Source organism: Streptomyces venezuelae (assembly GCF_008642375.1).
Taxonomy (GTDB): domain Bacteria; phylum Actinomycetota; class Actinomycetes; order Streptomycetales; family Streptomycetaceae; genus Streptomyces; species Streptomyces venezuelae_G.
This window is the reverse complement of the sequence record NZ_CP029194.1, coordinates 5,543,462-5,566,695: the sequence shown is the minus strand read 5'-3', so window position 1 is coordinate 5,566,695 and position 23,234 is coordinate 5,543,462. Positions and strand designations below refer to the sequence as shown.

Below are 23,234 nucleotides of genomic sequence, written 5' to 3'. Positions count from 1 at the left end.
CCCATGACGACCGCCGAGACCGCCCCGTTCCAGTTCTTCTCCCTCCAGGTCGACCGGACCCGGCGGCTCGGCCCGTCGCTGGTCCGCGTCACCTTCACCGGCGAGGACCTGAAGAGGTTCGCCTCCGGGGGCCGCGACCAGTCGCTCTCCCTCTTCCTGCCGCACCCCGGCCAGGAGGCACCCGTCCTGCCGCCGCTCGACGACCCGGACATGTACGCGATCCTGGGCGCCTGGCGGGCGATGCCGGACGACGAGCGGGCCGTGATGCGCTCGTACACGGTCCGCGAACAGCGCACGGATCCGGACGAGATGGACATCGACTTCGCGGTCCACGAGGACGGTGGGCCCGCCTGCCGCTGGGCCGGCCGAGCCAAGCCCGGTGACCGGGTGGTCGTCCTCGGCCCGGCGGTCGCCGCGAACACGGGCGTCCGCTTCCAGCTCCCCGAGGACGCCGACTCCGTGCTGATCTGGGCGGACGAGACGGCCCTGCCGGCCGCCTCGGCGATCCTGGAGTGGCTGCCGGCCGAGACCCGCGCGCAGGTGTTCCTCGAAGTGCCGTACTCCGGCGACCGCATGGACCTCGCGACCGAGGCCGACGCCACGGTCACCTGGCTCGTACGGGAGGAGGGGGCACCCTCGGCCGTGGACGCGGTGCGCGGCGCCGAACTGCCCGGCGAGGCTCCGTACGTGTGGATCGCGGGCGAGTCCGGTGCGGTGAAGGCGCTGCGCCGCCACTTCGTGCGCGAGCGCGAACTCGACCGCCGCCGGGTGACGTTCGTCGGCTACTGGCGCAAGGGTCTGTCCGAGGACGCCCTGCGCGAGGTGCCGGACGAGACGCAGGAAGACGCGTAAGCACGCCCCTTTCCCCGCTTTCCCCGCTTTCCCCAATGGCCTCCCGACCCTGCTGGGTTGGGGGGCCATTGCGCTGCAAAATTAGGTTAGGCTAACCTTACTTTTGCAGCGCCTTCCGGCGCGTCCCGAAGCATCCCCCGGCGTTCCTCCCGAAAGGGCCCCCACATGCGCTCCCACCTGCTCAACGACGCCACGGCGGAGAGCTACCGGCGCTCCGTCACCGAAGGAGTCGAGCGGGTGGCGGCCAAACTCGCCGCGACGCAGCGCCCGTTCACCGGTGTCACCCCCGCCGAGCTGGCCCCCGTCATCGACGCCGTCGACCTCGACCGGCCGCTCGGCGACGCCTCCGCGGCCCTCGACGAGCTGGAGGACGTCTACCTCCGCGACGCCGTCTACTTCCACCACCCGCGCTACCTGGGCCACCTGAACTGCCCGGTCGTCATCCCGGCCGTCCTCGGCGAGGCCGTCCTCTCGGCCGTCAACTCCTCGCTCGACACCTGGGACCAGAGCGCGGGCGGCACCCTGATCGAGCGGAAGCTGATCGACTGGACCACCGGCCGGATCGGCCTCGGCCCCGCCGCGGACGGGGTGTTCACCAGCGGCGGCACGCAGTCCAACCTCCAGGCCATGCTCCTGGCCCGCGAGGAGGCCAAGACCAGCGACCTGGCGAAGCTGCGGATCTTCTCGTCCGAGTGCAGCCACTTCAGCGTCCAGAAGTCGGCCACCCTCCTCGGCCTCGGCGCCGACGCCGTCATCTCCATCCCGGTCGACCGGAACAAGCGCATGCAGTCCGTCGTCCTCGCCGCCGAGCTGGAGGCCTGCCGCGCCGAGGGCCTCGTCCCGATGGCGATCGTCGCCACCGCCGGCACCACCGACTTCGGCTCCATCGACCCGCTGCCCGAGGTCGCCGCCCTCGCCGAGGAGTACGGCGCCTGGATGCACGTCGACGCGGCCTACGGCTGCGGACTGCTCGCCTCCCGCACCCGCCGCCACCTCCTGGACGGCATCGAGCGGGCCGACTCGGTCACGGTCGACTACCACAAGTCCTTCTTCCAGCCGGTGAGTTCCTCCGCCCTCCTGGTCCGCGACGGCGCCACCCTCCGCCACGCGACGTACCACGCGGACTACCTCAACCCGCTTCGCACGGTCGCCGAGCAGATCCCGAACCAGGTGGACAAGTCGCTCCAGACGACCCGCCGCTTCGACGCGCTCAAGCTCTGGATGACCCTGCGCGTGATGGGCGCCGACGGCGTCGGCGAGCTCTTCGACGAGGTCTGCGACCTCGCCCGCGAGGGCCACGGGCTGCTCGCCGCCGACCCGCGCTACGACGTCGTGGTCGAGCCGCAGCTCTCCACCCTCGTCTACCGCTACGTCCCCGAGGCCGTCACCTCCCCCGCCGAGATCGACCGGGCCAACCTCTACGCCCGCAAGGCCCTCTTCGCCTCCGGCGAGGCCGTCGTCGCCGGCACCAAGGTCGACGGCCGCCAGTACCTCAAGTTCACCCTGCTCAACCCCGAGACGACCGCGGCCGACATCGCCGCCGTCCTCGACCTGATCGCCGGCCACGCCGAGCAGTACCTGGGAGAGACCCTTGTCCACGCCTGAGACGACCGAGACGTACGACTTCATCGGCATCGGGCTCGGTCCGTTCAACCTCGGACTCGCCTGCCTGACCGAGCCCATCGACCACCTGAACGGCCTCTTCCTCGAGTCCAAGCCGGACTTCGAGTGGCACTCGGGCATGTTCCTCGAAGGCGCCCACCTCCAGACGCCGTTCATGTCGGACCTCGTCACGATGGCCGACCCGACGTCCCCGTACTCCTTCCTCAACTACCTGAAGGAGAAGGGCCGGCTCTACTCGTTCTACATCCGCGAGAACTTCTACCCGCTGCGGACCGAGTACAACGACTACTGCCGCTGGGCCGCCGCGAAGGTCACCTCGGTCCGCTGGTCGACGACCGTCGCCTCCGTGACCTTCGACGAGACCGCCCAGGTGTACGAGGTCACCACGGAGACCGGCGAAACGTTCCGCACCCGCCGCATCGTCCTGGGCACCGGCACCCCGCCGTACGTCCCCGAGACCTGCGCGAACCTCGGCGGCGACCTGATCCACAACTCGCGCTACCTCCCCAACAAGGAAGCGCTCCAGAAGAAGAAGTCGATCACCCTGGTCGGCAGTGGCCAGAGCGCGGCGGAGATCTACTACGACCTCCTGTCGGAGATCGACGTCCACGGCTACAAGCTCAACTGGGTGACCCGCTCCCCCCGCTTCTTCCCCCTCGAATACACCAAGCTCACCCTGGAGATGACCTCCCCGGAGTACGTGGACTACTTCCACGCGCTCCCCGAGCAGACCCGCTACCGCCTGGAGACCCAGCAGAAGGGTCTCTTCAAGGGCATCGACGGCGAGCTCGTCGACGCCATCTTCGACCTGCTCTACCAGAAGAACCTGAACGGCCCCGTCCCCACCCGCCTCCTCACCAACTCCGCCCTGCACACCGCCGCGTACGAGGAGTCGACGGGCACGTACACCCTCGGCTTCCGCCAGGAGGAGCAGGAGAAGGACTTCACCCTGGACACCGAGGGCCTGATCCTCGCCACCGGGTACAAGTACGCGACCCCCGCCTTCCTGGAGCCCGTCCGCGACCGCATCCGCTGGGACGGCCAGGGCCGCTACGACGTGGCCCGCAACTACTCGATCGACACGACCGGCCGGGGGATCTTCCTCCAGAACGCCGCCGTGCACACCCACTCGATCACCGCGCCCGACCTGGGCATGGGGGCGTATCGCAACGCGTACATCATCGGGGAGATGCTGGGCTCCGAGTACTACCCCGTAGAGAAGACCATCGCCTTCCAGGAGTTCGCCGCATGACCATCCGCTTCCGCCCGCTCGATCCCCTCAAGGACGCGGAGCTGATCCACGCCTGGGTGACCCACCCGAAGGCCGCCTTCTGGATGATGCAGGACGCGACGCCGGACGACGTCGTGCGCGAGTACACGGCCTTCGCCGCCAACCCGCACCACCAGGCCTTCATCGGCCTGGTCGACGAGCAGCCCGCGATCCTCATGGAGCGCTACGACCCCGCCCACCTGGAGCTCGTCGGGCTGTACGACCCGCTCCCCGGCGACGTCGGCATGCACTTCCTCGTGGCCCCCACGGACACCCCCGTGCACGGCTTCACCCGCCGGGTGATCACCGAGGTCATGCGCGAGCTTTTCGACGACCCGGCGACCGCCCGTGTGGTCGTCGAACCGGACGTGTCCAACAAGGCCGTCCACGCGCTCAACGAGGTCGTCGGCTTCGTGCCCGAGCGTGAGATCCAGAAGCCGGAGAAGCAGGCGCTGCTCAGCTTCTGCACCCGCGCCCAGTTCGAGGCCGCCGTGGGAGCCACGATATGACCGCCTACGCCACCGACCCCGTCGCCCACCTCACCCCCGAGCTCTGGGCCGACGCCAACCGCGCGCTGATCCGCAAGGGCCTCGCCGAGTTCGCCCACGAGCGGCTCCTCGACCCGCAGGAGCTGGGCGAGTCCCGCTACAAGGTCCTCAGCGACGACGGCACGACCGAGTACCGCTTCACCGCGGACCGCTTCGCGCTCGACCACTGGCAGGTCTACGCCGAGTCGATCAGCCGCCACCGCGGCGACGAGCAGCTCCCCCTGGACGCCCTCCGGTTCATCACCGAGCTCCGCTCCTCGCTCGGCCTGAGCGACGAGATCCTCCCGGTCTACCTGGAGGAGATCTCCTCCACCCTGGCGGGCACGGCCTTCAAGTCGACCAAGCCCCGGGTCACCTCCGCGGAACTGGCCCGGGCCGGCTTCCAGGCTGTCGAGACCGGCATGACCGAGGGCCACCCCTGCTTCGTCGCCAACAACGGCCGGCTCGGCTTCGGCGTCGACGAGTTCCGCGCGTACGCCCCCGAGGCCGCGAGCGACATCCACCTGATCTGGCTCGCCGCCCGCCGCGACCGCACCACCTTCACCGCCGGCGCGGACATCGAGTACGAGACGTTCATCCGCGCCGAGCTGGGCGACGAGACGGTGGACGGCTTCGCCGCGACCCTCACGGCGCGCGGTCTCGACCCGGCCGACTACCTCCTGATGCCGGCGCACCCCTGGCAGTGGTGGAACAAGCTGTCCGTCACCTTCGCGGCCGAAGTGGCCCAGCAGCGCCTCGTCTACCTGGGCGAGGGCGACGACACGTACCTGGCGCAGCAGTCGATCCGTACCTTCTTCAACACGACGGACCCGACGAAGCACTACGTCAAGACGGCGCTCTCGGTCCTCAACATGGGCTTCATGCGGGGCCTCTCGGCCGCGTACATGGAGGCCACCCCGGCCATCAACGACTGGCTGCACCAGCTGATCGAGTCGGACGCGACCTTCACGTCCGCCCACTTCTCGATCATCCGCGAGCGGGCGGCCGTCGGCTACCGGCACATGGAGTACGAGGCCGCGACCGACCGCTACTCCCCCTACCGCAAGATGCTGGCCGCGCTCTGGCGCGAGTCCCCGGTCCCGACCCTCGCCAAGGGCGAGCGCCTGGCCACCATGGCATCCCTCCTCCATGTGGACCACACGGGCGCGTCCTTCACCGGCGCGTTGATCAAGGAGTCGGGCCTGGCTCCGACGGAGTGGCTCCGCCGCTACCTCGACGCCTACCTCCTGCCGATCCTGCACAGCTTCTACGCGTACGACCTGGCGTTCATGCCGCACGGCGAGAACGTGATCCTCGTCCTCGACGAGCAGGGCACGGTCTCCCGCGCGATCTTCAAGGACATCGCCGAGGAGATCGTCGTCATGGACCCGGCGGCGGTCCTGCCGCCGGCCGTGGAGCGGGTCCGCGCCGAGATCCCGGAGGACATGAAGCTCCTCTCGGTCTTCACGGACGTCTTCGACTGCTTCTTCCGCTTCATGGCGGCGACGCTGGCGACGGAGGGCGTGCTGGACGAGGACGACTTCTGGCGGACGGTCGCGGAGTGCGTCCGGGCGTACGAGCGGTCGAAGCCGGAACTGGCCGACAAGTTCGCCCAGTACGACATGTTCGCGGAGACCTTCGCCCTCTCCGCCCTCAACCGCCTCCAGCTGCGCAACAACAAGCAGATGGTCGACCTCTCGGACCCGTCGGCGGCCCTCCAGCTGATCGGCGACCTGGTGAACCCGATCGCGCGCTTCGCCTGACACCCCCGAAACCGATGTGAGCCCCGCCGGAGTACGGTCCTCCGCCGGGGCTCACATCCGTGCGGCGGGCCCTCCCCTCCCGTACAACCATTGGGCCGGTCGGTGGTCTCACTGACGGAAAGGGAACACATGCGCATGATGATCAAGCGCGGCCTGGCATCACTGCTGGGCCTCGCGACCCTGGGCAGCGTCGCCGTCGCCACGGCCGCGCCCGCCCAGGCGGCCGTGTCCGACTGCCCGGCGGGCTACTTCTGTGCCTGGACGCAGGAGGACGCGAAGGGGTCGATGCTCAAGACGAAGACGAACATGGCCACGATGGGTTCGCTGGGGACCCGGTTCGGCTCGTACATCAACCGGACGTCCGTGTACGCCTGCCTGTACGAGTCCCCGGACTACAACGGGTACGACGGCTACTGGTCGGAGCGTCCGGCGGTCAACGGCTCCTGGACCTCCGGGGGTACGACCACGATCGCCTCGTTGAAGTTCGTCCGGACGGAGCGCGAGTGCGGCCACCCCGCGTACCCCTGGTGGTACGCGGAGACGTCCCCCAAGACGGCCGGCTTCGGTGACCTGAACCGGGACCGCAAGGCCGATGTCCTCGTGCGGGACCTGGTGGGCCGGCTCTGGTTCCTGCCGGGCGACAACACGGGCCGGCTGGTCGGCGCCGGCGGCTGGAACGCCATGGACGCCTTCGTGCGCCACGGGGACCTCACGGGCGACGCTCGCGAGGACGTCGTCGCCCGCGAGCGCTCCACCGGCAAGCTGTGGCTGTACCCCGGTACGGGGACGGGCGGGCTCGGCGCGCGCAAGCTCATCGGCTCGGGCGGCTGGAACGGCATGGACCGGATCACCGGCGTCGGCGACCTGTCCCGGGACGGCCGCGCCGACGTGCTGGCCGTCGAGAAGTCCACGGGCAAGCTCTGGCTCTACCCCGGCACCGCCTCCGGTGCCCTCGGAGCCCGCAAGCTGATCGGCGCCGGCGGCTGGAACGCCATGAACGCCCTGGTCGGCCCCGGCGACACGAACGGTGACGGCCGTGTCGACGTGATCGCCCGGGAGAAGTCCACGGGCAAGCTCTGGTCCTACCCCGGCACCGCCTCCGGTGGCCTCGGAGCCCGCAAGCTGATCGGCGCCGGCGGCTGGAACGCGATGGACACCTTCCTCGCGGTCGGTGACACCACCGGCGACGGCCGCCCCGACCTGTCGACCGTGACCAACAGCGGTTTCGTCATCGGCGGTTCCCGAGGAAACCCGGGATGGCTGGTCGGCTACCGAGGTCTCGGCACCGGCGCCTTCGCGGCCGGCACCCTGAACAACGGCGAGTGGTGGGGCCTCAACGGCGCCTTCTGACCCACCGGCGGGAAGACGGCCCGGTCCACGCCACCCGTCACCAGGGCGACGTACTCGACCGTCACGGCGAAGGTGTCGTGCCCGGTCGCGAGGGCGTGCGCCAGGCATTCGACGTTCACGCCCGGCGGCTCGGCGGTGGGCTGCGCCTCCCAAGCGCACCCACCGTCCAGACAACGGGCCGTCCCGACGGTCTCCCCCAGGGGATGCGGGTCGATCCGGCACATGACGGGCACCTCCACCGGCGCCTTCGTCACGGCCGCTCGATCCGCATCTTCGGCGGGTCGTGCGGGTGGTTGCGGATCTCCACCACGCAGTCCACGGCGGCGGATTCGTCGTGGAGCGGCCCCGTCCCCATGTACCGGTCGAACCACTCGACGAGGTGAGCACACGACGCACACCCCGGAACCGGCTCGGGCCGGGGGCGGAGCCCGTGGTCGGCGGAGAGGACGAGCGTGGCGGGTACGGGCGTGGTGAGGATCCGGATCGTCGACCACTCGCCCTCGGTGGGCGCGCGCAAGTCCTCGGGCGAGACGCCCCACTCGGCGCCGCCGCCGGGAGGACGCAGATAGACCCGCCCGGCCTGACAGCGCGACACCCTGCCGAGCCGCGACCCGCCACTGCCGGTATCGGCCACGAACGCGCCGGCGGCGGGTGGTTCCGGGGGCGGGGGGACACTGTGTACGGGCACGACCGCTCCTCTCCGTAGTGGATCCACTACCAGGGGTGCCCAGAGTGACCTACAGTCGACTTGCCTTCAACTAGCCCGATCCGAAGGATGAGTTGTGGTCAACCGCAAGGAATTACGCCCGGATTCCAGTCCGCGAGCCGCCTACGGAGCCCATCTGCGCAGGCTGCGGGAGCAACGGGGCTGGACCCAGGAGGACCTGGCCGGGCCGATGGGGTGCACCAGCCAGCACATCTCCGCCGTGGAAACCTGCCGCAAACCGCCGACCCTGCCGTTCTCGCGCAAGGCCGACCAGGTCTTCGGCATCGCCGGGACCGGGGAGTCGCTCGAACGCGAGTGGCGGGACCTGAGGCACGGCGTGCTGCTGGAGGGCTTTCCGGAGTACGTCGGCTACGAGGGCCGGGCGGTCGAGATCAGACTGTTCGAGATCGGGATCGTCCCCGGCCTGCTGCAGACACCGGAGTACGCGCGGGTACTGGCGAACAGCGCCGTGAAGCGGGGAGCGATCACCCCCGACCAGGCCGACGAGCGCGTCGCGTTCCTGGCGGCGCGTCAAGCAGCGCTGGAGCGGGATCAGCCGCCCATGGTCTTCCTGGTGATGGACGAGAGCTGCATCCGGCGGCCCATCGGAGGCCAGAGGGTGATGGACGCCCAACTGGAACGGCTCGTCGAGTTCGCCGACCGCCCCCATGCGCTGCTCCAGATCGCCCCCTACGCCATCGGGGAGCGCCGCACGTTCGACCTGCCCGTCAACCTGCTCACCCTCGCCGACCGGGCTGTGGTGGGCTACGCCGAGTCGCAGACGCAGGGTCACTTCGACCGGGAAATGCCGTCTGTGGTGCCCATGTTGACGGCCTACCATCAGCTTCAGGCCGCATCGCTCTCCCAGGCAGAATCCGTGGCCGTGATCCAAGAAGCGCGAAAGGGCATCTCGTGACGACCGAATCCCCCCGCTGGTTCAAGTCCTCCTACAGCAACAACGGCGGCAACTGCGTCGAGGTCGCCACCAACCTCGTCGCCTCGCGCGGCACCGTCCCCGTACGCGACTCCAAGCGCCCCACCGGCGCCGTCCTCGACGTCACCGCCTCCGCCTTCACCACCTTCGTGGCGGGCGTCAGGAACGGCGGACTCGGCGCCGCCTGACCGCCTCACTCACGCGAGACGCCCGGCCAGGGCTTCCCCGGCCGGGCGTTCCGCATGTCCGGACCGCACCGCTCTCCCCTCCGATCAGGTGATCACGCTGTGTCACCGACCCATCTCGTCGACTACCCAGCGTCGCTATGGCAGGTTGGCCACGAGCCGGGGTCCACCGGCCGGGAGCGGAGGTCTGACGCCATGCTGACTCGAATCGCCCGTGGCCTCGCCGGAACAGCAGTGGTCGTGGCCCTCGCCGCGTCGGCGGCCTGCGGGAGCGAGGCCGGAGGCGCGCCGAAGGACGGTCCGACGGAGACGGTGGAGGCAACGGGGGCCGCGGACGAGTCGTCGGCGGCCTCGGACTCGGGCGAAACGATCGGGTCGCTGTTCCCTGGAAAGGGCGCAGGCGGTCAGTCCGCCCCGATCGACGTGCCGACCGCCAAGGTGGGCGAATCGGCGGGCGGGGAGGTGAAGGTCGCCAGCGCCTCCGACCGGCCCATGAATCTCGCGATTCCACGGGCGCTCGTCGACGACCCGGCTATGGGGGAAGCGACGGTGGGTCTCGGCAGCTGCACCGGCACGCTGGACCCCGGCGAGGAGTGCGAGCTGGACTTCCGGTTCGTGCCGTACAAGGCAGGGTCCTACTCCGGAGTGCTGACCGTCGAGACTTCACAGGGCGAGACGATCACCGTGCCCTTCTCCGGCGAGGCGGTGGGGGACGAGCCCTCCCCCACCACCGAGACGCCCGAGCCCTCACCGACCACCGAGACGCCCGAGCAGCCCGAGCCCACCACCGAGACGCCCGAGCAGCCCGAGCCCACCACCGAGCCGACCCCGATCGAGACCGAGCCCCAGCCCGAGCCCGAGTCCGAGGTCACTTGACGGCCGAGGTCAGCGCCACGCGCACGGTGTCGTCGTCGGGCAGCACGACCGTCATGTACTGATTCATGTCCCGCGTTTCATGGGAGACCAGGTAGAAGCGGGCCGGAGACTTCACGAGCAGGCGGAATCCGGTGTACCGATGCCGGTACGGGGCCTTGGCGGTGCCCAGGTCCTTGTACGTGATGCCCCTCGCGTCGTGCGCGACCGGGATGCGCGAATAGACCACCACCGGCAGGCTCTTCTCGTTGCCCGCTTCGATGGCCGCCCGGGCCTTGGTCGCCGCGCCCGCGGCCACGTACTGGCTCACACCGAAGAACAGGCTCATGGCCAGCAACCCGATCAGCAGGGCGCCGCCCGCGGACCACATCCGCTCGGCGGTCCCCTCACGCCGCTCGTCCTCGCTCCGCTGAAGACGCTGCCGCACGGCGAAGAACGCCAGAGTGGCACCCAGAGCCACCAGGAAGGGCGGGACGAACGGTCTCCACCACCAGCTCATGGGGAGGGGGAGCCAGATGCGCAGTCCGAAGAAGACCGGAAATCCCAGCAGCGCCAGGAACAGGCCGACGACAAGGAGCACCCGGCACACCGCGCGGCGCCGAAGCTCCTTCCCGGGGCGGGCCAGCGTGTGTCCGAGCCGGCCGAGCACCAGCAGCACGACCAGTCCGCAGATCAGCAGGAACCACACCGCGCCGAAGACCGCGTCCGGGCTCTTGGCCAGGTAGGACTGGACGGACAGCTGGAGGTCGGCCGCCGGCACGCCGAAGGTCGCGTAATAGGTGTCGACGTACAGGCTGCCGAAGTAGTACAGCAGGCCGATGACAGCGGTCCCCGGCGCCACGATGTAGGCCGCCTTGTCGAAGAGCGTCGACCTCTGCGGCGCGGGCGCCGGCTGGGACGGCTCCCTCGGCGGCGCGGGCGCCGGCTGGGGCGGTTCCCCCGGCGGCGCAGGCGCTGGCTGGGGCGGTTCCCCTGGCGGCACGGACATGCCGCCAGTCTCCGCAGCAACTCCCGGCCGCGCGCGGCGAGCCCGCCACCCGGCCGAACTCCGCCCTACTCCCAGGGCACCTGCGGCGAGCGGTAATAGGCGACGCCCATCGCGTCAAAGCGCGGGGCCTGTTCCGCGAGACGCACCTTGTACGTGTCCCAGTCGTGGGTCTCCGCCGGGGACCAACCCACCTCCGCCAGGCCCGGCAGACGCGGGAAGGCCATGACATCCAGGTCGTCCGTCGTCGCCAGGGTCTCCGTCCACAGCGGGGCCTCGATGCCCCGGACGGCGTCGGCCGGGGCTCCCGCGAGGTACGTCGCCGGGTCCCAGTCGTACGAGCGCCGGACCTCGACCGTGCCGGCCCAGGCGAGGCCGAGCTTCGTGTCCTTCGTGTACTTCATGTCGAGGTAGGAGCGGTCGGCGGGCGAGAGGATCAGCCCGGCGCCGTCCCGCGCGGCGGCGGCGACGCGTTCCTTCTCGGCGAGGGGGGTGCGGTCGAGGCCCCAGTACTGGACGAGGGCGCCCTCGACGGGCTTCGTGCCGGTCAGCTGGTGCCAGCCGACGACCGTCTTGCCGTACTTGCCGACGAGCGGCTGCACCTTGTCCATGAAGGTCACGTAGTCGGCGTGGCTGGTGGAGTGGGCCTCGTCGCCGCCGATGTGGATGTAGCGGCCGGGGGTGAGCGCGGCGATCTCGCGGATCACGTCGTCGACGAAGTCGTACGTGACGTCCTTGGGGACGCAGAGGGAGCTGAGGCCGACCTTGATGCCGGTGTAGAGGGGCGGGGCGACGCCGTCGCAGTTGAGCTCGGCGTACGAGGAGAGGGCCGCGAAGGTGTGGCCGGGCACGTCGATCTCGGGGACGACCTCCTGGTAGCGGGAGGCCGCGTACCGCACGATCTCCTTGTACTCCTCCTTCGTGTAGAAGCCGCCGGGGCCGCCGCCGACCTCGGTGGAGCCGCCGTGGGTGGTGAGCCGGGGCCAGGAGTCGACGGCGATGCGCCAGCCCTGGTCGTCGGAGAGGTGCAGATGCAGGGTGTTGATCTTGTAGAGGGCGAGCTGGTCGATGAACCGCTTCACCTCGTCGACGGTGAAGAAGTGGCGGGCGACGTCGAGCATGGCGCCCCGGTAGGCGTAGCGCGGGGTGTCGGTGATCGTGCCGCCCGCGATCTTCCAGGGGCCCTGCTGGACGGTGCGGCGCTCGACGGCGGAGGGCAGCTGCTGGCGGAGGGTCTGGACGCCGCGGAAGAGGCCGGCGGGGGTGCGGGCGGTGAGGGTGACGCCGTCGGGGGCCGAGCGGAGGCGGTAGCCCTCGTCGCCGAGCCCGGTCTCCTCGCGGTCGAGGCGGAGGCGGATGCCGCCGCGGGCCGCGTCCTCGTCGACGATGTGCAGCGGGAAGCCGGTGGCGGGGCGGAGGAGGCCGGCGAGGTAGCGGCCGACGGCCCGGGACTCGCGGGAGGTCTCGTCGATGCCGATGCGGGTGGCCTCGGTGAGGGTGTACGGCTCGCCCTCGGGGGCGACGGAGGCGGGTACGGGGATGATGCGGCCGAGCGGGCGGACCTCGGGTTCGGCGGCGGCCGCCTTGCCGTCGGTGCCGCCGGCGGCTCTGGCCTCGCCGCAGCCGACCCCGGCGGTGGCGACCAGGAGGAGTGATCCGATGAGGCGAGGAATCCTTCGGCGCTGACTCACGGGCATGGTCCCCTTCGGTGATCGACACACACGTCTTCGGGTCATATATCCATTTGGCAACCATGCGTACCGCCACCATCACTTCGGGTCAAGGTCTGGACCAATATCCGCACCCAGGACGCCGACCAGGCCGCTCCTGCCCGATTTCGGGCAGGATTCTTGCGAAGAGCGGGGGGAACCCCTCAGTATTCACGGGTGCTCGAACGCCGCCCGTCGCACGACGACCTCGTCGACCATCTGGTCCGCAGCACCGCGCTCCAGCGCGGTGAGGCCGCCCGGGTGGTGCTCGACGTGCTGGCGTACTTCGACGAGACGACCGAGGAGTTCGTCCGCCGCCGCCACCGCGAACTGCAGTCCGGCGGGGCCGTGAACGCCGAGATCTTCGAACGGATCGCGGCGGAGCTGCCACACCGGGCCGTGGCGCCACCGGAGCTCTCGCTCCGACAGCTGCGCCGCATCGTCTACGGCTGATTCACGGACGCATCGCAGACGAACTCGGCGAGCACCATCACCAACCTGGAGGGGTTTCACCTTTATGTGCGGAATTGTCGGTTACATCGGAAAGCGCGACGTCGCCCCCCTGCTCCTTGAGGGCCTGGCGCGTCTGGAGTACCGGGGGTACGACTCCGCCGGCATGGTCATCACCAGCCCGAAGGCCACCGGCCTGAAGATGGTCAAGGCCAAGGGCCGGGTCCGTGACCTCGAAGCCCGCGTCCCCAAGCGCTTCTCCGGCACCACCGGCATCGCCCACACCCGCTGGGCCACGCACGGCGCCCCCAGCGACGTGAACTCGCACCCGCACCTGGACCCCGAGAACAAGGTCGCGGTCGTCCACAACGGCATCGTCGACAACGCCCAGGAGCTCCGCGCCAAGCTGGAGGCCGACGGCGTCGTCTTCGCCTCCGAGACGGACACCGAGGTCATCACCCACCTCGTCGCCCGCTCCCAGGCCGACACCCTCGAGGAGAAGGTCCGCGAGGCGCTCAAGGTCATCGAGGGCACCTACGGCATCGCCGTGATGCACGCCGACTTCAACGACCGCATCGTGGTGGCCCGCAACGGCTCCCCGGTCATCCTCGGCATCGGCGAGAAGGAGATGCTCGTCGCCTCCGACGTCGCCGCCCTGATCGCCCACACCCGCCAGGTCGTCACCCTCGACGACGGCGAGATGGCCACCCTCAAGGCCGACGACTTCCGCACCTACACGACCTCGGGCGCGTCCACCACCGCCACCCCGGAGACCGTGGAGTGGGAGGCCGCCTCCTACGACATGGGCGGCCACGACACGTTCATGCACAAGGAGATCTCCGAGCAGCCCGACGCGGTCGACCGCGTGCTGCGCGGCCGGATCGACGACCGCTTCTCCACCGTGCACCTGGGCGGCCTGAACCTCGACGCCCGCGAGGCCCGCACCATCCGCCGCATCAAGATCCTCGGCTGCGGCACCTCGTACCACGCCGGCCTCATCGGCGCCGGGCTCATCGAGTCCCTGGCCCGCATCCCCGCCGACGCCGAGCCGGCCTCGGAGTTCCGCTACCGCAACCCGGTCGTGGACCCCGACACCCTCTACATCGCCGTCTCGCAGTCCGGTGAGACCTACGACGTGCTCGCCGCCGTCCAGGAGCTCAAGCGCAAGGGTGCCCGCGTCCTCGGCGTCGTGAACGTCGTCGGCTCCGCCATCGCCCGCGAGGCCGACGGCGGCGTGTACGTCCACGCCGGCCCCGAGGTCTGCGTCGTCTCGACCAAGTGCTTCACCAACACGGTCACCGCCTTCGCGCTGCTCGCCCTGCACCTGGGCCGCATCCGCGACCTGTCCGTCACCGACGGCAAGCGGATCATCGAGGGCCTGCGCAAGCTGCCCGCGCAGATCCAGGAGATCCTCGAGACCGAGGACGAGATCAAGAAGATCGCCGCGGAGTACGCCGGCGCCCAGTCGATGATGTTCATCGGCCGCGTCCGGGGCTACCCGGTGGCCCTGGAGGCCTCCCTCAAGCTGAAGGAGATCTCCTACATCCACGCCGAGGCCTACCCGGCCTCCGAGCTGAAGCACGGCCCGCTCGCCCTCATCGAGCCGGCCCTGCCGACGGTCGCGATCGTCCCCGACGACGACCTGCTGGAGAAGAACCGCGCCGCCCTGGAGGAGATCAAGGCCCGCAGCGGCCGCATCCTCGCGGTCGCGCACCAGCCGCAGGCGAAGGCCGACCACACCATCGTCGTGCCGAAGAACGAGGACGAGCTGGACCCGATCCTCATGGGCATCCCGCTGCAGCTCCTCGCCTACCACACGGCGCTCGCCATGGGCCGCGACATCGACAAGCCGCGCAACCTGGCCAAGTCCGTCACGGTCGAGTAGTCGGTACGGCGTCGGGGCCTGTCCCCCCGACGCCGCGCCCGCCGGGCCTGTCCCCCGGCGTTCGACCGGACACGAAAGAGGTCCCTGCCGCACACCCAGGTGCGGCAGGGACCTCTTTCACTTCCTCTGCCGTCACCCCGCGGCAGGGGCGCTCGCCGTGCGCCGGAGCGCCGTCGGCCAGCCCGCCACCGCGGCCGTGGCGCCGTACCAGGCGAGGAGCCCGCCGACGGCCGCGACCCAGCCGCCCGCCTTCGCCAGGCCGCCGTTGTCGGCCAGCGCGCCGATGCCGATGAGCAGCGTGGCGACGAACAGCAGCCCGTACACACCCTGTCCGAACAGGCCGCTCCCCGACGCCGCCATGGTCAGGGTGAGCGCGAGGAGCGCCCACAGGAGCATGAAGAGCCCCACGGCGTCCGCCGAGGCCCCGCCGCCGACGGCGGTCCCCCAGGTGAACCAGAAGGCGCCGAGCGCCGCGTACGCCGTGCCCTCACCGGTGCTGCCGGCGCGGAGGGCGAGCAGTCCGACGAGGAAGAGCGTGACCCCGCCGACCCAGGTGGCGAGGCCTGCGGCATCCGCTGCCGCGACGTTGTCGATGACACCCGTCCCGCCCAGCCCGAAGGCCAGCAGGGTCAGTCCGAGTGCGAGGTTGCCGAGAGTGGAGGTGCTGTTTCCCGCGGCGACTTCGTTGTCCACGGCGGGCTCCCTTCAGGAGAGCAGTCGAGCTGCGTGAGCTGCTGTGATCCGGTGAGCCTTATCTACCCTTCACAAGCACACAATTCACCTGAGGAAGGCCGAAATTATGGCCAGGGAACGCCAGTTGGGGAGCAGAGCCGCTTACGGAACGACGATCACGGGATGACGATCACGGGCCGCTGGGCGCGGCGCGCCAGGCGGCCGGCGACCGAGCCGAAGATCCGCCCGACGATCCCGTGCGTGGAGCCGACCACGATCGCGTCGGCCGAGTACTCGCGGCCGACCTCCTCCAGCTCGTGGCAGATGTCGCCGCCGCGCTCGACGAGGATCCACGGCACCTCGGAGAGGTGCTCGGCGCAGGCCAGCTCGAGACCGAGGACCTCGGTGCGGTGATCCGGTACGTCGACGAAGACCGGCGGCTCGCAGCCGGCCCACACCGTGGTGGGCAGCCGGTTGGCCACGTGCACGATGATCAGGCCGGAGCCGGAGCGGCGGGCCATGCCGATGGCGTACGCGAGGGCTCGCTCACTGGACATGGAGCCGTCGAAGCCGACGACCACCCCGTGCCGGAAGGCCGGGTCGCAGGCATGGCGTGGCTGTTCCACCGCGAGGGGGTCGACCGTGGAGTCGGCGACGCGCTTGCGGTCCGCGGGTTCGGGGAATTCGTGACCGGCCATCGGTGTCTCGGCGAAGAGAGTCCTCGTGGGAAGGGACGGGGAAAGGGGGGACGGAACAACGGGTGGCGGCGGAGCTGTGTCCGGGAATCATCTTCCCAAGCCCATACCCCCAAGGGTACGGCGACACTCCTCTCCTGCCCAGAGCCCGCCGTGCCACTCCCCGGCGTACGCCCCGCTGTGCGCGGCGTTCCAGGGAGCATGCCCGAGGGGTTCGCGATCTGGCAATGCCGGTTGTGTCCTACAGGCGTCCGTACGGGGGCCAAACGGGCGCCACCCACAGTGACCGGAAGGTTCCGCTCCTCGTTGCCACAGGTCCAGCCCACCGTCGTAGGGAGACCGCCCGTGCCCGCACCATCGACCGCCGCCGGCCAGACCTCCACCGGCTCCGCCCCCGTCACCGTCCCCGCCGCCGCGCTCGGCTCGCCGCGCGGCCGCCGCCGGGCACCCGCCGCCCCCGCGGGCTCCTCCGCGACCGTCTCCGCGGGCCCGGACCGGGAGTGGGGAGCGGGCGGGGCGGGAACCGTGGACCCGGCCGACGACGTCGTCCGGTGGGCGGCCTTCTGCTGCGTCCTCGTCCCCGTGGTGCTCGTCGTCTACGGCACCTCGCTCGGCGGGGCCGCCGGAACCGCGCTGGGGCTCGTCACGGTGACGGCGGTGTGCCGGGTGCTGCTGCGGCGCTCCGAGCGCGGACTACGGGCCGAAACCGTACGAACCAGGCGCCGGAACTGAGCCGGGGACGCATCGAACCCCCTCCGAGTTGACAGGTTCGCACACCCGAGCCCATATGTTTTCAGCCAACTTCCATTCCTCGGCGAGTCCTTGGCGGAACGGTTGGCCAACCCCGGCACCCAAGGCCCCCGGAACCCCGGCACAAGGCCCCACACCCCACACTCACGGGGCCTTCGCGGCGCCACCCCTTCCCCCGGCGGCCGTCAGGTGGAACGCTTCGCGATCGATCGCTTCGCGCCAAGTGGCCTTGTCGACAATCCACCGGATGGAGAACTTGTCACGCCGGCGCCACGGGACACAGTAGATTCGATCATGGGTACCGAAGACTGGGGTCTCGTGCAAAACCGAGGGGAAACGTGCAGGAGCGACACGACCAGGGAGACGCGAACACCGAGGGGGGCTTAGCGTCATGAGCCAGGACTCCGCCGTACCGGAGGTCGCACGGAAGCTGTCCGGACGCCGCCGCCGCGAAGTCGTCGCGGTGCTGCTGTTCAGTGGCGGCCCCATCTTCGAGAGCTCCATCCCGCTCTCCGTTTTCGGCATCGACCGGCAGGACGCGGGCGTGCCCCGCTACCGGCTGCTCGTCTGCGCCGGCGAGGACGGTCCGCTGCGTACCACCGGCGGCCTCGAACTCACCGCGCCGTACGGCCTGGAGGCCATCGGCCGCGCGGGCACCGTCGTGGTGCCGGCCTGGCGGTCGATCACCTCGCCGCCGCCACCGGAGGCGCTCGAAGCGCTGCGCCGCGCCCATGAGGAGGGCGCGCGGATCGTCGGCCTGTGCACCGGGGCCTTCGTCCTCGCCGCCGCGGGGCTGCTCGACGGCCGCCCGGCGACGACACACTGGATGTACGCGCCGACGCTCGCGAAGCGCTATCCGTCGGTCCATGTGGACCCGCGGGAGCTCTTCGTCGACGACGGCGACGTCCTCACCTCCGCCGGCACCGCGGCCGGAATCGATCTGTGTCTGCACATCGTGCGGACCGACCACGGCACCGAGGCCGCGGGCGCGCTGGCGCGCCGGCTGGTCGTCCCGCCGCGGCGCAGCGGCGGTCAGGAGCGCTACCTCGACAGGTCTTTACCAGAGGAGATCGGCGCCGACCCGCTGGCCGAGGTCGTCGCCTGGGCGCTGGAGCACCTCCACGAGCAGTTCGACGTGGAGACCCTGGCCGCGCGCGCGTACATGTCACGGCGGACCTTCGACCGCCGGTTCCGCTCGCTGACGGGCTCCGCCCCGCTCCAGTGGCTGATCACGCAGCGGGTGCTCCAGGCGCAGCGGCTGCTCGAGACCTCCGACTACTCGGTCGACGAGGTCGCGGGCAGGTGCGGCTTCCGGTCCCCGGTGGCGCTGCGCGGTCACTTCCGGCGGCAGCTCGGCTCCTCGCCGGCCGCCTACCGGGCGGCGTACCGGGCCAGGCGCCCGCAGGGCGAGTCCGCCACGGCGGTGCTCGACCAGGTGCCCGTCCAGGTCGCCGCGGGCATGCGGCGCCCGGCCTCCCCGCTCGACGCGGGGAAGCCCCACGTGGACGTCTACGCTCCCGGCCGTCCCTCGCTGCCGGGCCAGCGCAGCGCGCCCTAGGGGACAACGACCAGCGCGGCCACAAGCGGCGCACCGCAGGACCGGCGGGCGCCCGGGGACACCTCCCCCGGGCGCCCGTCGGCCGTATCCGGGGGCCGGACCCCTGCGGGCCCGGCATGATCGGCAAGACACCCCCTAAGGTGGACGCATGAACGATCGCATGGTGTGGATCGACTGCGAGATGACCGGGCTCTCGCTGACGGACGACGCACTCATCGAGGTGGCCGCGCTGGTCACCGACTCGGAACTGAACGTGCTCGGCGACGGGGTGGACATCGTGATCCGCCCGCCGGACGCGGCGCTGGAGACCATGCCGGAGATCGTGCGCCAGATGCACACCTCCTCGGGGCTCCTCGACGCGCTCGCCGACGGCACCACGCTCGCCGACGCGGAGGCCCAGGTCCTCGCGTACATCCGCGAGCACGTCAAGGAAGCCGGCAAGGCGCCGCTGTGCGGGAACTCGGTCTCCACGGACCGCGGCTTCCTCGCCCGGGACATGCCTGCCCTGGAGAGCCACCTGCACTACCGGATCGTCGATGTCTCCTCGGTCAAGGAGCTGGCTCGCCGCTGGTACCCGAGGGCGTACTTCAACAGTCCGGAGAAGAACGGCAACCACCGGGCACTCGCCGACATCCGCGAGTCCATCGCGGAACTGCGCTACTACCGCGAGGCGGTCTTCGTCCCGCAGCCCGGCCCCGACTCGGAGACCGCGAAGCGGATCGCCGCCAAGCACGTCGTACCGGCCGAATGACCGCCCGCTCGCGCCCGCGGAACCCCCTCCGGGAAACGTGGGCGCGAGCACCCCTCGGAACCCTGTAGACTTCTTCTCGGCCGGTCGGGGAAGCCCCCGAGAACCGGTCGTGGTGGGTATAGCTCAGATGGTAGAGCACCTGGTTGTGGTCCAGGATGTCGCGGGTTCGAGTCCCGTTACTCACCCTTTCAGGGGAAAGGCCCCGATTTGCGGAGACGCGAATCGGGGCCTTTCTCGTGTCCAGGAACAGGTGAAGGACGCCCCGCTGCCGCCGGACGACTGGTGCGGGCGGGTGGATTCCGCGCGGCCCGGCGAGCTGTCCCCCGCCGCCCGGACGGAGCCGCACTACGGTCGGGGCGCATGGGGAGCAGGAGGAGGCACGGGCCCGTCGTCGCACTCGTCCTCGCCCTCCTCCTGGGCGCGGTGCTCTCCGGCGGCTGCGCGACCGACCCCGCCCCGCCGCCCGGGGCGGGCGTCCCGGCACGGGAGCCGGTGGACGGGAGCGGGCGGCGGATCACGCTCACCGTCGGGGTGTTCGGCACGTTCGGCCTCCAGGAGGCCGGGCTCTACGACACGTACATGCGGCTCCATCCGGACATCGCGGTCCGGCAGACCGCCCTCACCCGCAACGACGTCTACTACCCGCAGCTGCTCACCCACCTCACCGCCGGCTCCGGCCTCGCCGACGTCCAGGCCGTCGAGGTCGGCAACATCGCCGAGGTCCTCGCCACACAGGCGGGCCGGCTCGACGCGCTCGGCACCGTCCCCGGGGTCGACCCGGGCGCCTTCCTGCCGTGGAAGTGGGCGCAGGGCACCGCCCCCGACGGGCGCACGTTCGCGCTCGGCACCGACATCGGGCCGCAGGCCGTCTGCTACCGCAAGGACCTCTTCGCCCGGGCCGGACTGCCCACCGAGCGGGGCGCGGTCGGGCGGCTGTGGGCCGGGGACTGGCGCAAGTACCTGGCGGCCGGGGTCCGTTACCGCGAGCGGGCCCCGGAGGGCACGGCCTTCACCGACTCCGCGTCCGGGGTGATGGCGGCGGTCACCGGCAGTGCGGCGCTCCGCTACTACGACGAGCGGGGCGAGCTGATCGTGGCGGTCAACCCGGCCGTGCGGGAGGCCTGGGACCTCGCGGCCGAGTTCGCCCGGCAGGGACTCACGGCCCGGCTCCAGCAGTTCACGCCCGGCTGGGACCAGGCCTTCGCCAACGGCACCTTCGCCACGGTGGCGTGCCCGGCCTGGATGCTCGGCTACATCCAGGACAAGGCGGGCCCCGCCGGGCGCGGCCGGTGGGACGTGGCCGCGGCGCCCCGGCCCGGCAACTGGGGCGGTTCGTTCCTCGTCGTGCCGTCCGCCGGGCGGCACCGCGCCGAGGCGGCACGGCTCGCGGCCTGGCTGACGGCCCCGGCGCAGCAGGCGGTGCTCTTCGAGCGGCGCGGGAGCTTCCCGAGCGCCTCGGCGGCGTACGCGCTCCCGGCGGTCGCGGACGCCCGGCACCCGTACTTCGGCGACGCCCCGGTCGGCGAGATCTTCGCCGCGGCGGCCCGGGGCGTCCCCCGAGCCCCTGTCGGCCCGAAGGACGCCCTGGTCGCTCAGACCCTGGCCGACGTCGGCATGCTCCAGGTCGACCAGACGGGCCGCTCGCCGGAGTCGGCCTGGCGGGCCGCGATGAAGGCGATCGACAACGCGCTGGACCGGTGAGGCCGGGGTGACGGAGACACGCACACCGACGGGCCCGGCGGACCCGCCGGCCCCGGGGACCGGAGCCGGTCTCCGTGCGCGCGACACCCGGGACGTCACCGGCCGTCGCGCGGACCTCGGGGGGCGGGGCGCGGCCCGCCGTACCCCTGTCGGGTCCCGTGGGGCCCCCTACGCGCTCGTCGCGCCCTTCTTCCTCTTCTTCGGGGCTTTCGGGGTCTTCCCGCTGGTCGCCACCGCCTGGACCTCGCTGCACCGGGTCGAACTGACCGCGCCCGCCGAGGCGGAGTGGGTGGGGCTGCACAACTACGCGCGGCTGCTCGACGACGCGTTCTTCTGGAACGCCCTGGTGAACACCGTCGTCATCGGGGTCCTCTCCACCGTCCCGCAGCTGCTGCTCGCGCTCGGCGTGGCGCATCTCCTCGACGTGCGGCTGCGGGGCCGGGGCCTCTTCCGGGTCGTGGCGCTGGCCCCGTACGCCACCTCGGTCGCCGCCGCGACCCTGGTCTTCGCGCTGTTCTACGGGCGGGACAACGGCATGGCCAACTGGGCCCTGGGGGTGGCCGGGCTCGCCCCGGTGGACTGGCAGAACGGTCCGTGGGCGTCGAAGCTCGCGGTGTCGTCGATCGTCGTCTGGCGCTGGACCGGCTACAACGCGCTCATCTACCTGGCGGCGATGCAGACGGTCCCGCGCGAGCTGTACGAGGCGGCGGCGCTCGACGGGGCCTCGCGGTGGCGCCAGTTCCTGCACGTGACGCTGCCCGGGCTGCGGCCCGCGATCCTCTTCACGGCGCTGGTCTCGACGATCGGCGCGACCCAGCTCTTCGGTGAGCCGCTGCTGTTCGGCAGCGGCGCGGGGGCCTCGGGCGGGGCGGACCACCAGTTCCAGACGCTGGGGCTCTATCTGTACGAGCAGGGCTGGGTGAACCTGCATCTGGGGCGGGCCGCGGCCATCGCCTGGGCGATGCTCGTCGTCCTGGTCGTGCTGTTCGGGGCCGTACAGCTGCTGCGCGGGGTCCTCGCACGCGGGGAGCGGGCCTCGTGAGGACGGAGCGGGCCGGCTGGGGCACGTACGCGCTGCTCGCGGTCTTCACGGCCGTCTCCCTCTTCCCCCTGGTGTGGACGGCGGTCGCCGCCTCCCGGACCAGTACGCGCCTCGCGGCGACCCCGCCGCCCTTCCGGTTCGGGCGGAACCTGCCCCGGAACCTGGAGCTCGCCTGGACGGACGCCCGGCTTGGCGAGGCCCTGGTGAACACCGCGCTGGTCGCGGGGGCGGTCTCGGCGGGGACGGTCCTCTTCTCCACCCTCGCCGGGTTCGCCTTCGCCAAGCTGCGGTTCCGCTTCCGGGGCACCCTGCTCCTGCTCGTGGCCGGGACGATGCTGATCCCGCCCCAGCTGGGGGTCGTCCCGCTCTATCTGGTGATCGCGCGGCTGCGCTGGACGGACGAGCTCCAGGCGGTGGTCCTGCCCTCGCTCGTCTCCGCCTTCGGGGTGTTCTTCATGCTCCAGCACCTGCGGCGGGCCCTGCCGGCCGAGGTGCTGGAGGCCGCCCGGATGGACGGGGCGGGGACCCTGCGGACGGTGTGGCACGTGGTGCTTCCGGCGGCGCGTCCGGCGATGGCGGTCCTCGGCATGCTGTCGTTCGTGGCGGCCTGGAACGACTTCTTCTGGCCGGTTCTCGCCCTGACGCAGACGGGGAACCCGACGGTGCAGGTGGCGCTCACGGGCCTGGGGCGGGGGACGGTGCCCGACCAGTCGGTGGTCATGGCGGGCGCGCTGCTCGGGACGCTGCCGCTGCTGGTCGTGCTCGCGCTCTTCGGCCGGCACATCGTGGGCGGTGTGATGCGGGGCGCGGTGAAGGGGTAGTCCGGACCGGCCCACAAGATCACCCGGTCGGGCGAGGCGCTCTACTGGGACACCGCGGCGATCGCCGGCGCCTGCGCGGTGCGCCCGCCGGCGGCCGGGCAGGGGAGCGCGCCCCGGCCGGCGGTGGGGTGG

At 71.2% G+C, this 23,234-nt stretch carries 22 protein-coding genes and 1 tRNA gene; 18 read left to right on the top strand and 5 right to left on the bottom strand.

What is annotated here, in order from left to right:
* The first annotated feature begins 3 nt into the window (after positions 1–3).
* From DEJ46_RS25650 to DEJ46_RS25625, 6 genes are all read left to right on the top strand, one after another.
* Positions 4–852 (top strand): siderophore-interacting protein, encoded by an 849-nt coding sequence (locus DEJ46_RS25650; RefSeq protein WP_150270002.1) that lies wholly within the window; start codon positions 4–6, stop codon positions 850–852.
* Positions 853–1,017: 165 nt separating this feature from the next.
* On the top strand, positions 1,018–2,457 hold the full coding sequence (locus DEJ46_RS25645) for a pyridoxal phosphate-dependent decarboxylase family protein (RefSeq protein WP_150270001.1): 1,440 nt from the start codon (positions 1,018–1,020) through the stop codon (positions 2,455–2,457).
* Positions 2,444–3,727 (top strand): lysine N(6)-hydroxylase/L-ornithine N(5)-oxygenase family protein, encoded by a 1,284-nt coding sequence (locus DEJ46_RS25640; protein ID WP_150269999.1) that lies wholly within the window; start codon positions 2,444–2,446, stop codon positions 3,725–3,727. The genes DEJ46_RS25645 and DEJ46_RS25640 overlap by 14 nt, the downstream gene beginning before the upstream one ends.
* The gene (locus DEJ46_RS25635) at positions 3,724–4,254 is read left to right on the top strand and encodes a GNAT family N-acetyltransferase (RefSeq protein WP_150269998.1); all 531 of its coding nucleotides are present in this window, start codon (positions 3,724–3,726) and stop codon (positions 4,252–4,254) included. Before DEJ46_RS25640 ends, DEJ46_RS25635 begins: the two co-directional genes overlap by 4 nt.
* Positions 4,251–6,035, top strand: coding sequence for an IucA/IucC family protein (locus DEJ46_RS25630; RefSeq protein ID WP_150269996.1), 1,785 nt, complete (start codon positions 4,251–4,253; stop codon positions 6,033–6,035). Before DEJ46_RS25635 ends, DEJ46_RS25630 begins: the two co-directional genes overlap by 4 nt.
* A 129-nt stretch (positions 6,036–6,164) precedes the next feature.
* Positions 6,165–7,385, top strand: coding sequence for an FG-GAP-like repeat-containing protein (locus tag DEJ46_RS25625; protein WP_150269994.1), 1,221 nt, complete (start codon positions 6,165–6,167; stop codon positions 7,383–7,385).
* A 250-nt stretch (positions 7,386–7,635) separates the two neighbouring features.
* Here the strand turns inward: DEJ46_RS25625 and DEJ46_RS39285 are convergent, their stop codons facing one another.
* Positions 7,636–8,073: a hypothetical protein gene (locus tag DEJ46_RS39285; protein ID WP_190622884.1), complete on the bottom strand. Its 438-nt coding sequence runs from the start codon at positions 8,071–8,073 to the stop codon at positions 7,636–7,638.
* Positions 8,074–8,167: 94 nt separating this feature from the next.
* On the opposite strand from DEJ46_RS39285, the gene DEJ46_RS25615 reads away from it, so the two are divergent.
* The 3 genes from DEJ46_RS25615 to DEJ46_RS25605 all read left to right on the top strand — a co-directional run bounded on the left by DEJ46_RS25615 (position 8,168) and on the right by DEJ46_RS25605 (position 10,086).
* Positions 8,168–9,007: a helix-turn-helix transcriptional regulator gene (locus DEJ46_RS25615; RefSeq protein WP_150269992.1), complete on the top strand. Its 840-nt coding sequence runs from the start codon at positions 8,168–8,170 to the stop codon at positions 9,005–9,007.
* Complete coding sequence (locus DEJ46_RS25610; RefSeq protein WP_150269990.1) at positions 9,004–9,213, top strand: DUF397 domain-containing protein; 210 nt, start codon at positions 9,004–9,006, stop codon at positions 9,211–9,213. The genes DEJ46_RS25615 and DEJ46_RS25610 overlap by 4 nt, the downstream gene beginning before the upstream one ends.
* A gap of 192 nt (positions 9,214–9,405) precedes the next feature.
* Positions 9,406–10,086, top strand: coding sequence for a hypothetical protein (locus tag DEJ46_RS25605; RefSeq protein ID WP_150269989.1), 681 nt, complete (start codon positions 9,406–9,408; stop codon positions 10,084–10,086).
* On the opposite strand, the gene DEJ46_RS25600 is transcribed toward DEJ46_RS25605, so the two are convergent.
* Positions 10,079–11,071 (bottom strand): DUF4175 domain-containing protein, encoded by a 993-nt coding sequence (locus DEJ46_RS25600; protein ID WP_150269986.1) that lies wholly within the window; start codon positions 11,069–11,071, stop codon positions 10,079–10,081. The genes DEJ46_RS25605 and DEJ46_RS25600 overlap by 8 nt on opposite strands.
* Before the next feature lie 65 nt (positions 11,072–11,136).
* Positions 11,137–12,765, bottom strand: coding sequence for a beta-N-acetylhexosaminidase (locus DEJ46_RS25595; protein WP_150269985.1), 1,629 nt, complete (start codon positions 12,763–12,765; stop codon positions 11,137–11,139).
* A 189-nt stretch (positions 12,766–12,954) separates the two neighbouring features.
* Here DEJ46_RS25595 and DEJ46_RS25590 point away from each other — a divergent pair, with 189 nt between their 5' ends.
* Positions 12,955–13,230, top strand: coding sequence for a hypothetical protein (locus DEJ46_RS25590; protein WP_024758123.1), 276 nt, complete (start codon positions 12,955–12,957; stop codon positions 13,228–13,230).
* A 64-nt stretch (positions 13,231–13,294) separates the two neighbouring features.
* The gene (gene glmS, locus DEJ46_RS25585; protein WP_150269983.1) at positions 13,295–15,112 is read left to right on the top strand and encodes a glutamine--fructose-6-phosphate transaminase (isomerizing); all 1,818 of its coding nucleotides are present in this window, start codon (positions 13,295–13,297) and stop codon (positions 15,110–15,112) included.
* A 132-nt stretch (positions 15,113–15,244) separates the two neighbouring features.
* Here the strand turns inward: glmS and DEJ46_RS25580 are convergent, their stop codons facing one another.
* Positions 15,245–15,805, bottom strand: coding sequence for a GPR1/FUN34/YaaH family transporter (locus tag DEJ46_RS25580; protein WP_150269981.1), 561 nt, complete (start codon positions 15,803–15,805; stop codon positions 15,245–15,247).
* Positions 15,806–15,960: 155 nt separating this feature from the next.
* Positions 15,961–16,482: a universal stress protein gene (locus DEJ46_RS25575; RefSeq protein WP_055643330.1), complete on the bottom strand. Its 522-nt coding sequence runs from the start codon at positions 16,480–16,482 to the stop codon at positions 15,961–15,963.
* A gap of 342 nt (positions 16,483–16,824) precedes the next feature.
* Here DEJ46_RS25575 and DEJ46_RS40945 point away from each other — a divergent pair, with 342 nt between their 5' ends.
* The 7 genes from DEJ46_RS40945 to DEJ46_RS25540 all read left to right on the top strand — a co-directional run bounded on the left by DEJ46_RS40945 (position 16,825) and on the right by DEJ46_RS25540 (position 23,102).
* Entirely contained in the window at positions 16,825–17,211 is a 387-nt protein-coding gene (locus DEJ46_RS40945; protein ID WP_411757783.1) for a hypothetical protein, read from the top strand.
* A 409-nt stretch (positions 17,212–17,620) separates the two neighbouring features.
* Positions 17,621–18,787 carry a helix-turn-helix domain-containing protein gene (locus DEJ46_RS25565; RefSeq protein ID WP_150269979.1) on the top strand — a complete coding sequence of 389 codons (1,167 nt, stop codon included), beginning with the start codon at positions 17,621–17,623 and terminating at the stop codon, positions 18,785–18,787.
* Positions 18,788–18,935: 148 nt separating this feature from the next.
* The gene (gene orn, locus DEJ46_RS25560) at positions 18,936–19,538 is read left to right on the top strand and encodes an oligoribonuclease (protein WP_150269977.1); all 603 of its coding nucleotides are present in this window, start codon (positions 18,936–18,938) and stop codon (positions 19,536–19,538) included.
* 112 nt (positions 19,539–19,650) lie between these two features.
* A tRNA-His gene (locus DEJ46_RS25555) sits at positions 19,651–19,723 on the top strand.
* Positions 19,724–19,898: 175 nt separating this feature from the next.
* Positions 19,899–21,239, top strand: coding sequence for an ABC transporter substrate-binding protein (locus DEJ46_RS25550; protein WP_150269975.1), 1,341 nt, complete (start codon positions 19,899–19,901; stop codon positions 21,237–21,239).
* A gap of 7 nt (positions 21,240–21,246) precedes the next feature.
* On the top strand, positions 21,247–22,281 hold the full coding sequence (locus tag DEJ46_RS25545) for a carbohydrate ABC transporter permease (RefSeq protein WP_150269973.1): 1,035 nt from the start codon (positions 21,247–21,249) through the stop codon (positions 22,279–22,281).
* Positions 22,194–23,102: a carbohydrate ABC transporter permease gene (locus DEJ46_RS25540; RefSeq protein ID WP_411757836.1), complete on the top strand. Its 909-nt coding sequence runs from the start codon at positions 22,194–22,196 to the stop codon at positions 23,100–23,102. The genes DEJ46_RS25545 and DEJ46_RS25540 overlap by 88 nt, the downstream gene beginning before the upstream one ends.
* The last annotated feature ends 132 nt before the right edge of the window (positions 23,103–23,234 follow it).

What these genes read in the sequence shown, in the direction of transcription:
- glmS (WP_150269983.1), top strand. Translation starts at nt 13,295, where the DNA reads ATGTGCGGAATTGTCGGTTACATCGGAAAGCGCGACGTCGCCCCCCTG.
- DEJ46_RS25565 (WP_150269979.1), top strand. Translation starts at nt 17,621, where the DNA reads ATGAGCCAGGACTCCGCCGTACCGGAGGTCGCACGGAAGCTGTCCGGA.
- DEJ46_RS25605 (WP_150269989.1), top strand. Translation starts at nt 9,406, where the DNA reads ATGCTGACTCGAATCGCCCGTGGCCTCGCCGGAACAGCAGTGGTCGTG.
- DEJ46_RS25625 (WP_150269994.1), top strand. Translation starts at nt 6,165, where the DNA reads ATGCGCATGATGATCAAGCGCGGCCTGGCATCACTGCTGGGCCTCGCG.
- DEJ46_RS25600 (WP_150269986.1), bottom strand. Translation starts at nt 11,071, where the DNA reads ATGTCCGTGCCGCCAGGGGAACCGCCCCAGCCAGCGCCTGCGCCGCCG.
- DEJ46_RS25650 (WP_150270002.1), top strand. Translation starts at nt 4, where the DNA reads ATGACGACCGCCGAGACCGCCCCGTTCCAGTTCTTCTCCCTCCAGGTC.
- DEJ46_RS25550 (WP_150269975.1), top strand. Translation starts at nt 19,899, where the DNA reads ATGGGGAGCAGGAGGAGGCACGGGCCCGTCGTCGCACTCGTCCTCGCC.
- DEJ46_RS25630 (WP_150269996.1), top strand. Translation starts at nt 4,251, where the DNA reads ATGACCGCCTACGCCACCGACCCCGTCGCCCACCTCACCCCCGAGCTC.
- DEJ46_RS25635 (WP_150269998.1), top strand. Translation starts at nt 3,724, where the DNA reads ATGACCATCCGCTTCCGCCCGCTCGATCCCCTCAAGGACGCGGAGCTG.
- orn (WP_150269977.1), top strand. Translation starts at nt 18,936, where the DNA reads ATGAACGATCGCATGGTGTGGATCGACTGCGAGATGACCGGGCTCTCG.
- DEJ46_RS25645 (WP_150270001.1), top strand. Translation starts at nt 1,018, where the DNA reads ATGCGCTCCCACCTGCTCAACGACGCCACGGCGGAGAGCTACCGGCGC.
- DEJ46_RS25575 (WP_055643330.1), bottom strand. Translation starts at nt 16,482, where the DNA reads ATGGCCGGTCACGAATTCCCCGAACCCGCGGACCGCAAGCGCGTCGCC.
- DEJ46_RS25595 (WP_150269985.1), bottom strand. Translation starts at nt 12,765, where the DNA reads ATGCCCGTGAGTCAGCGCCGAAGGATTCCTCGCCTCATCGGATCACTC.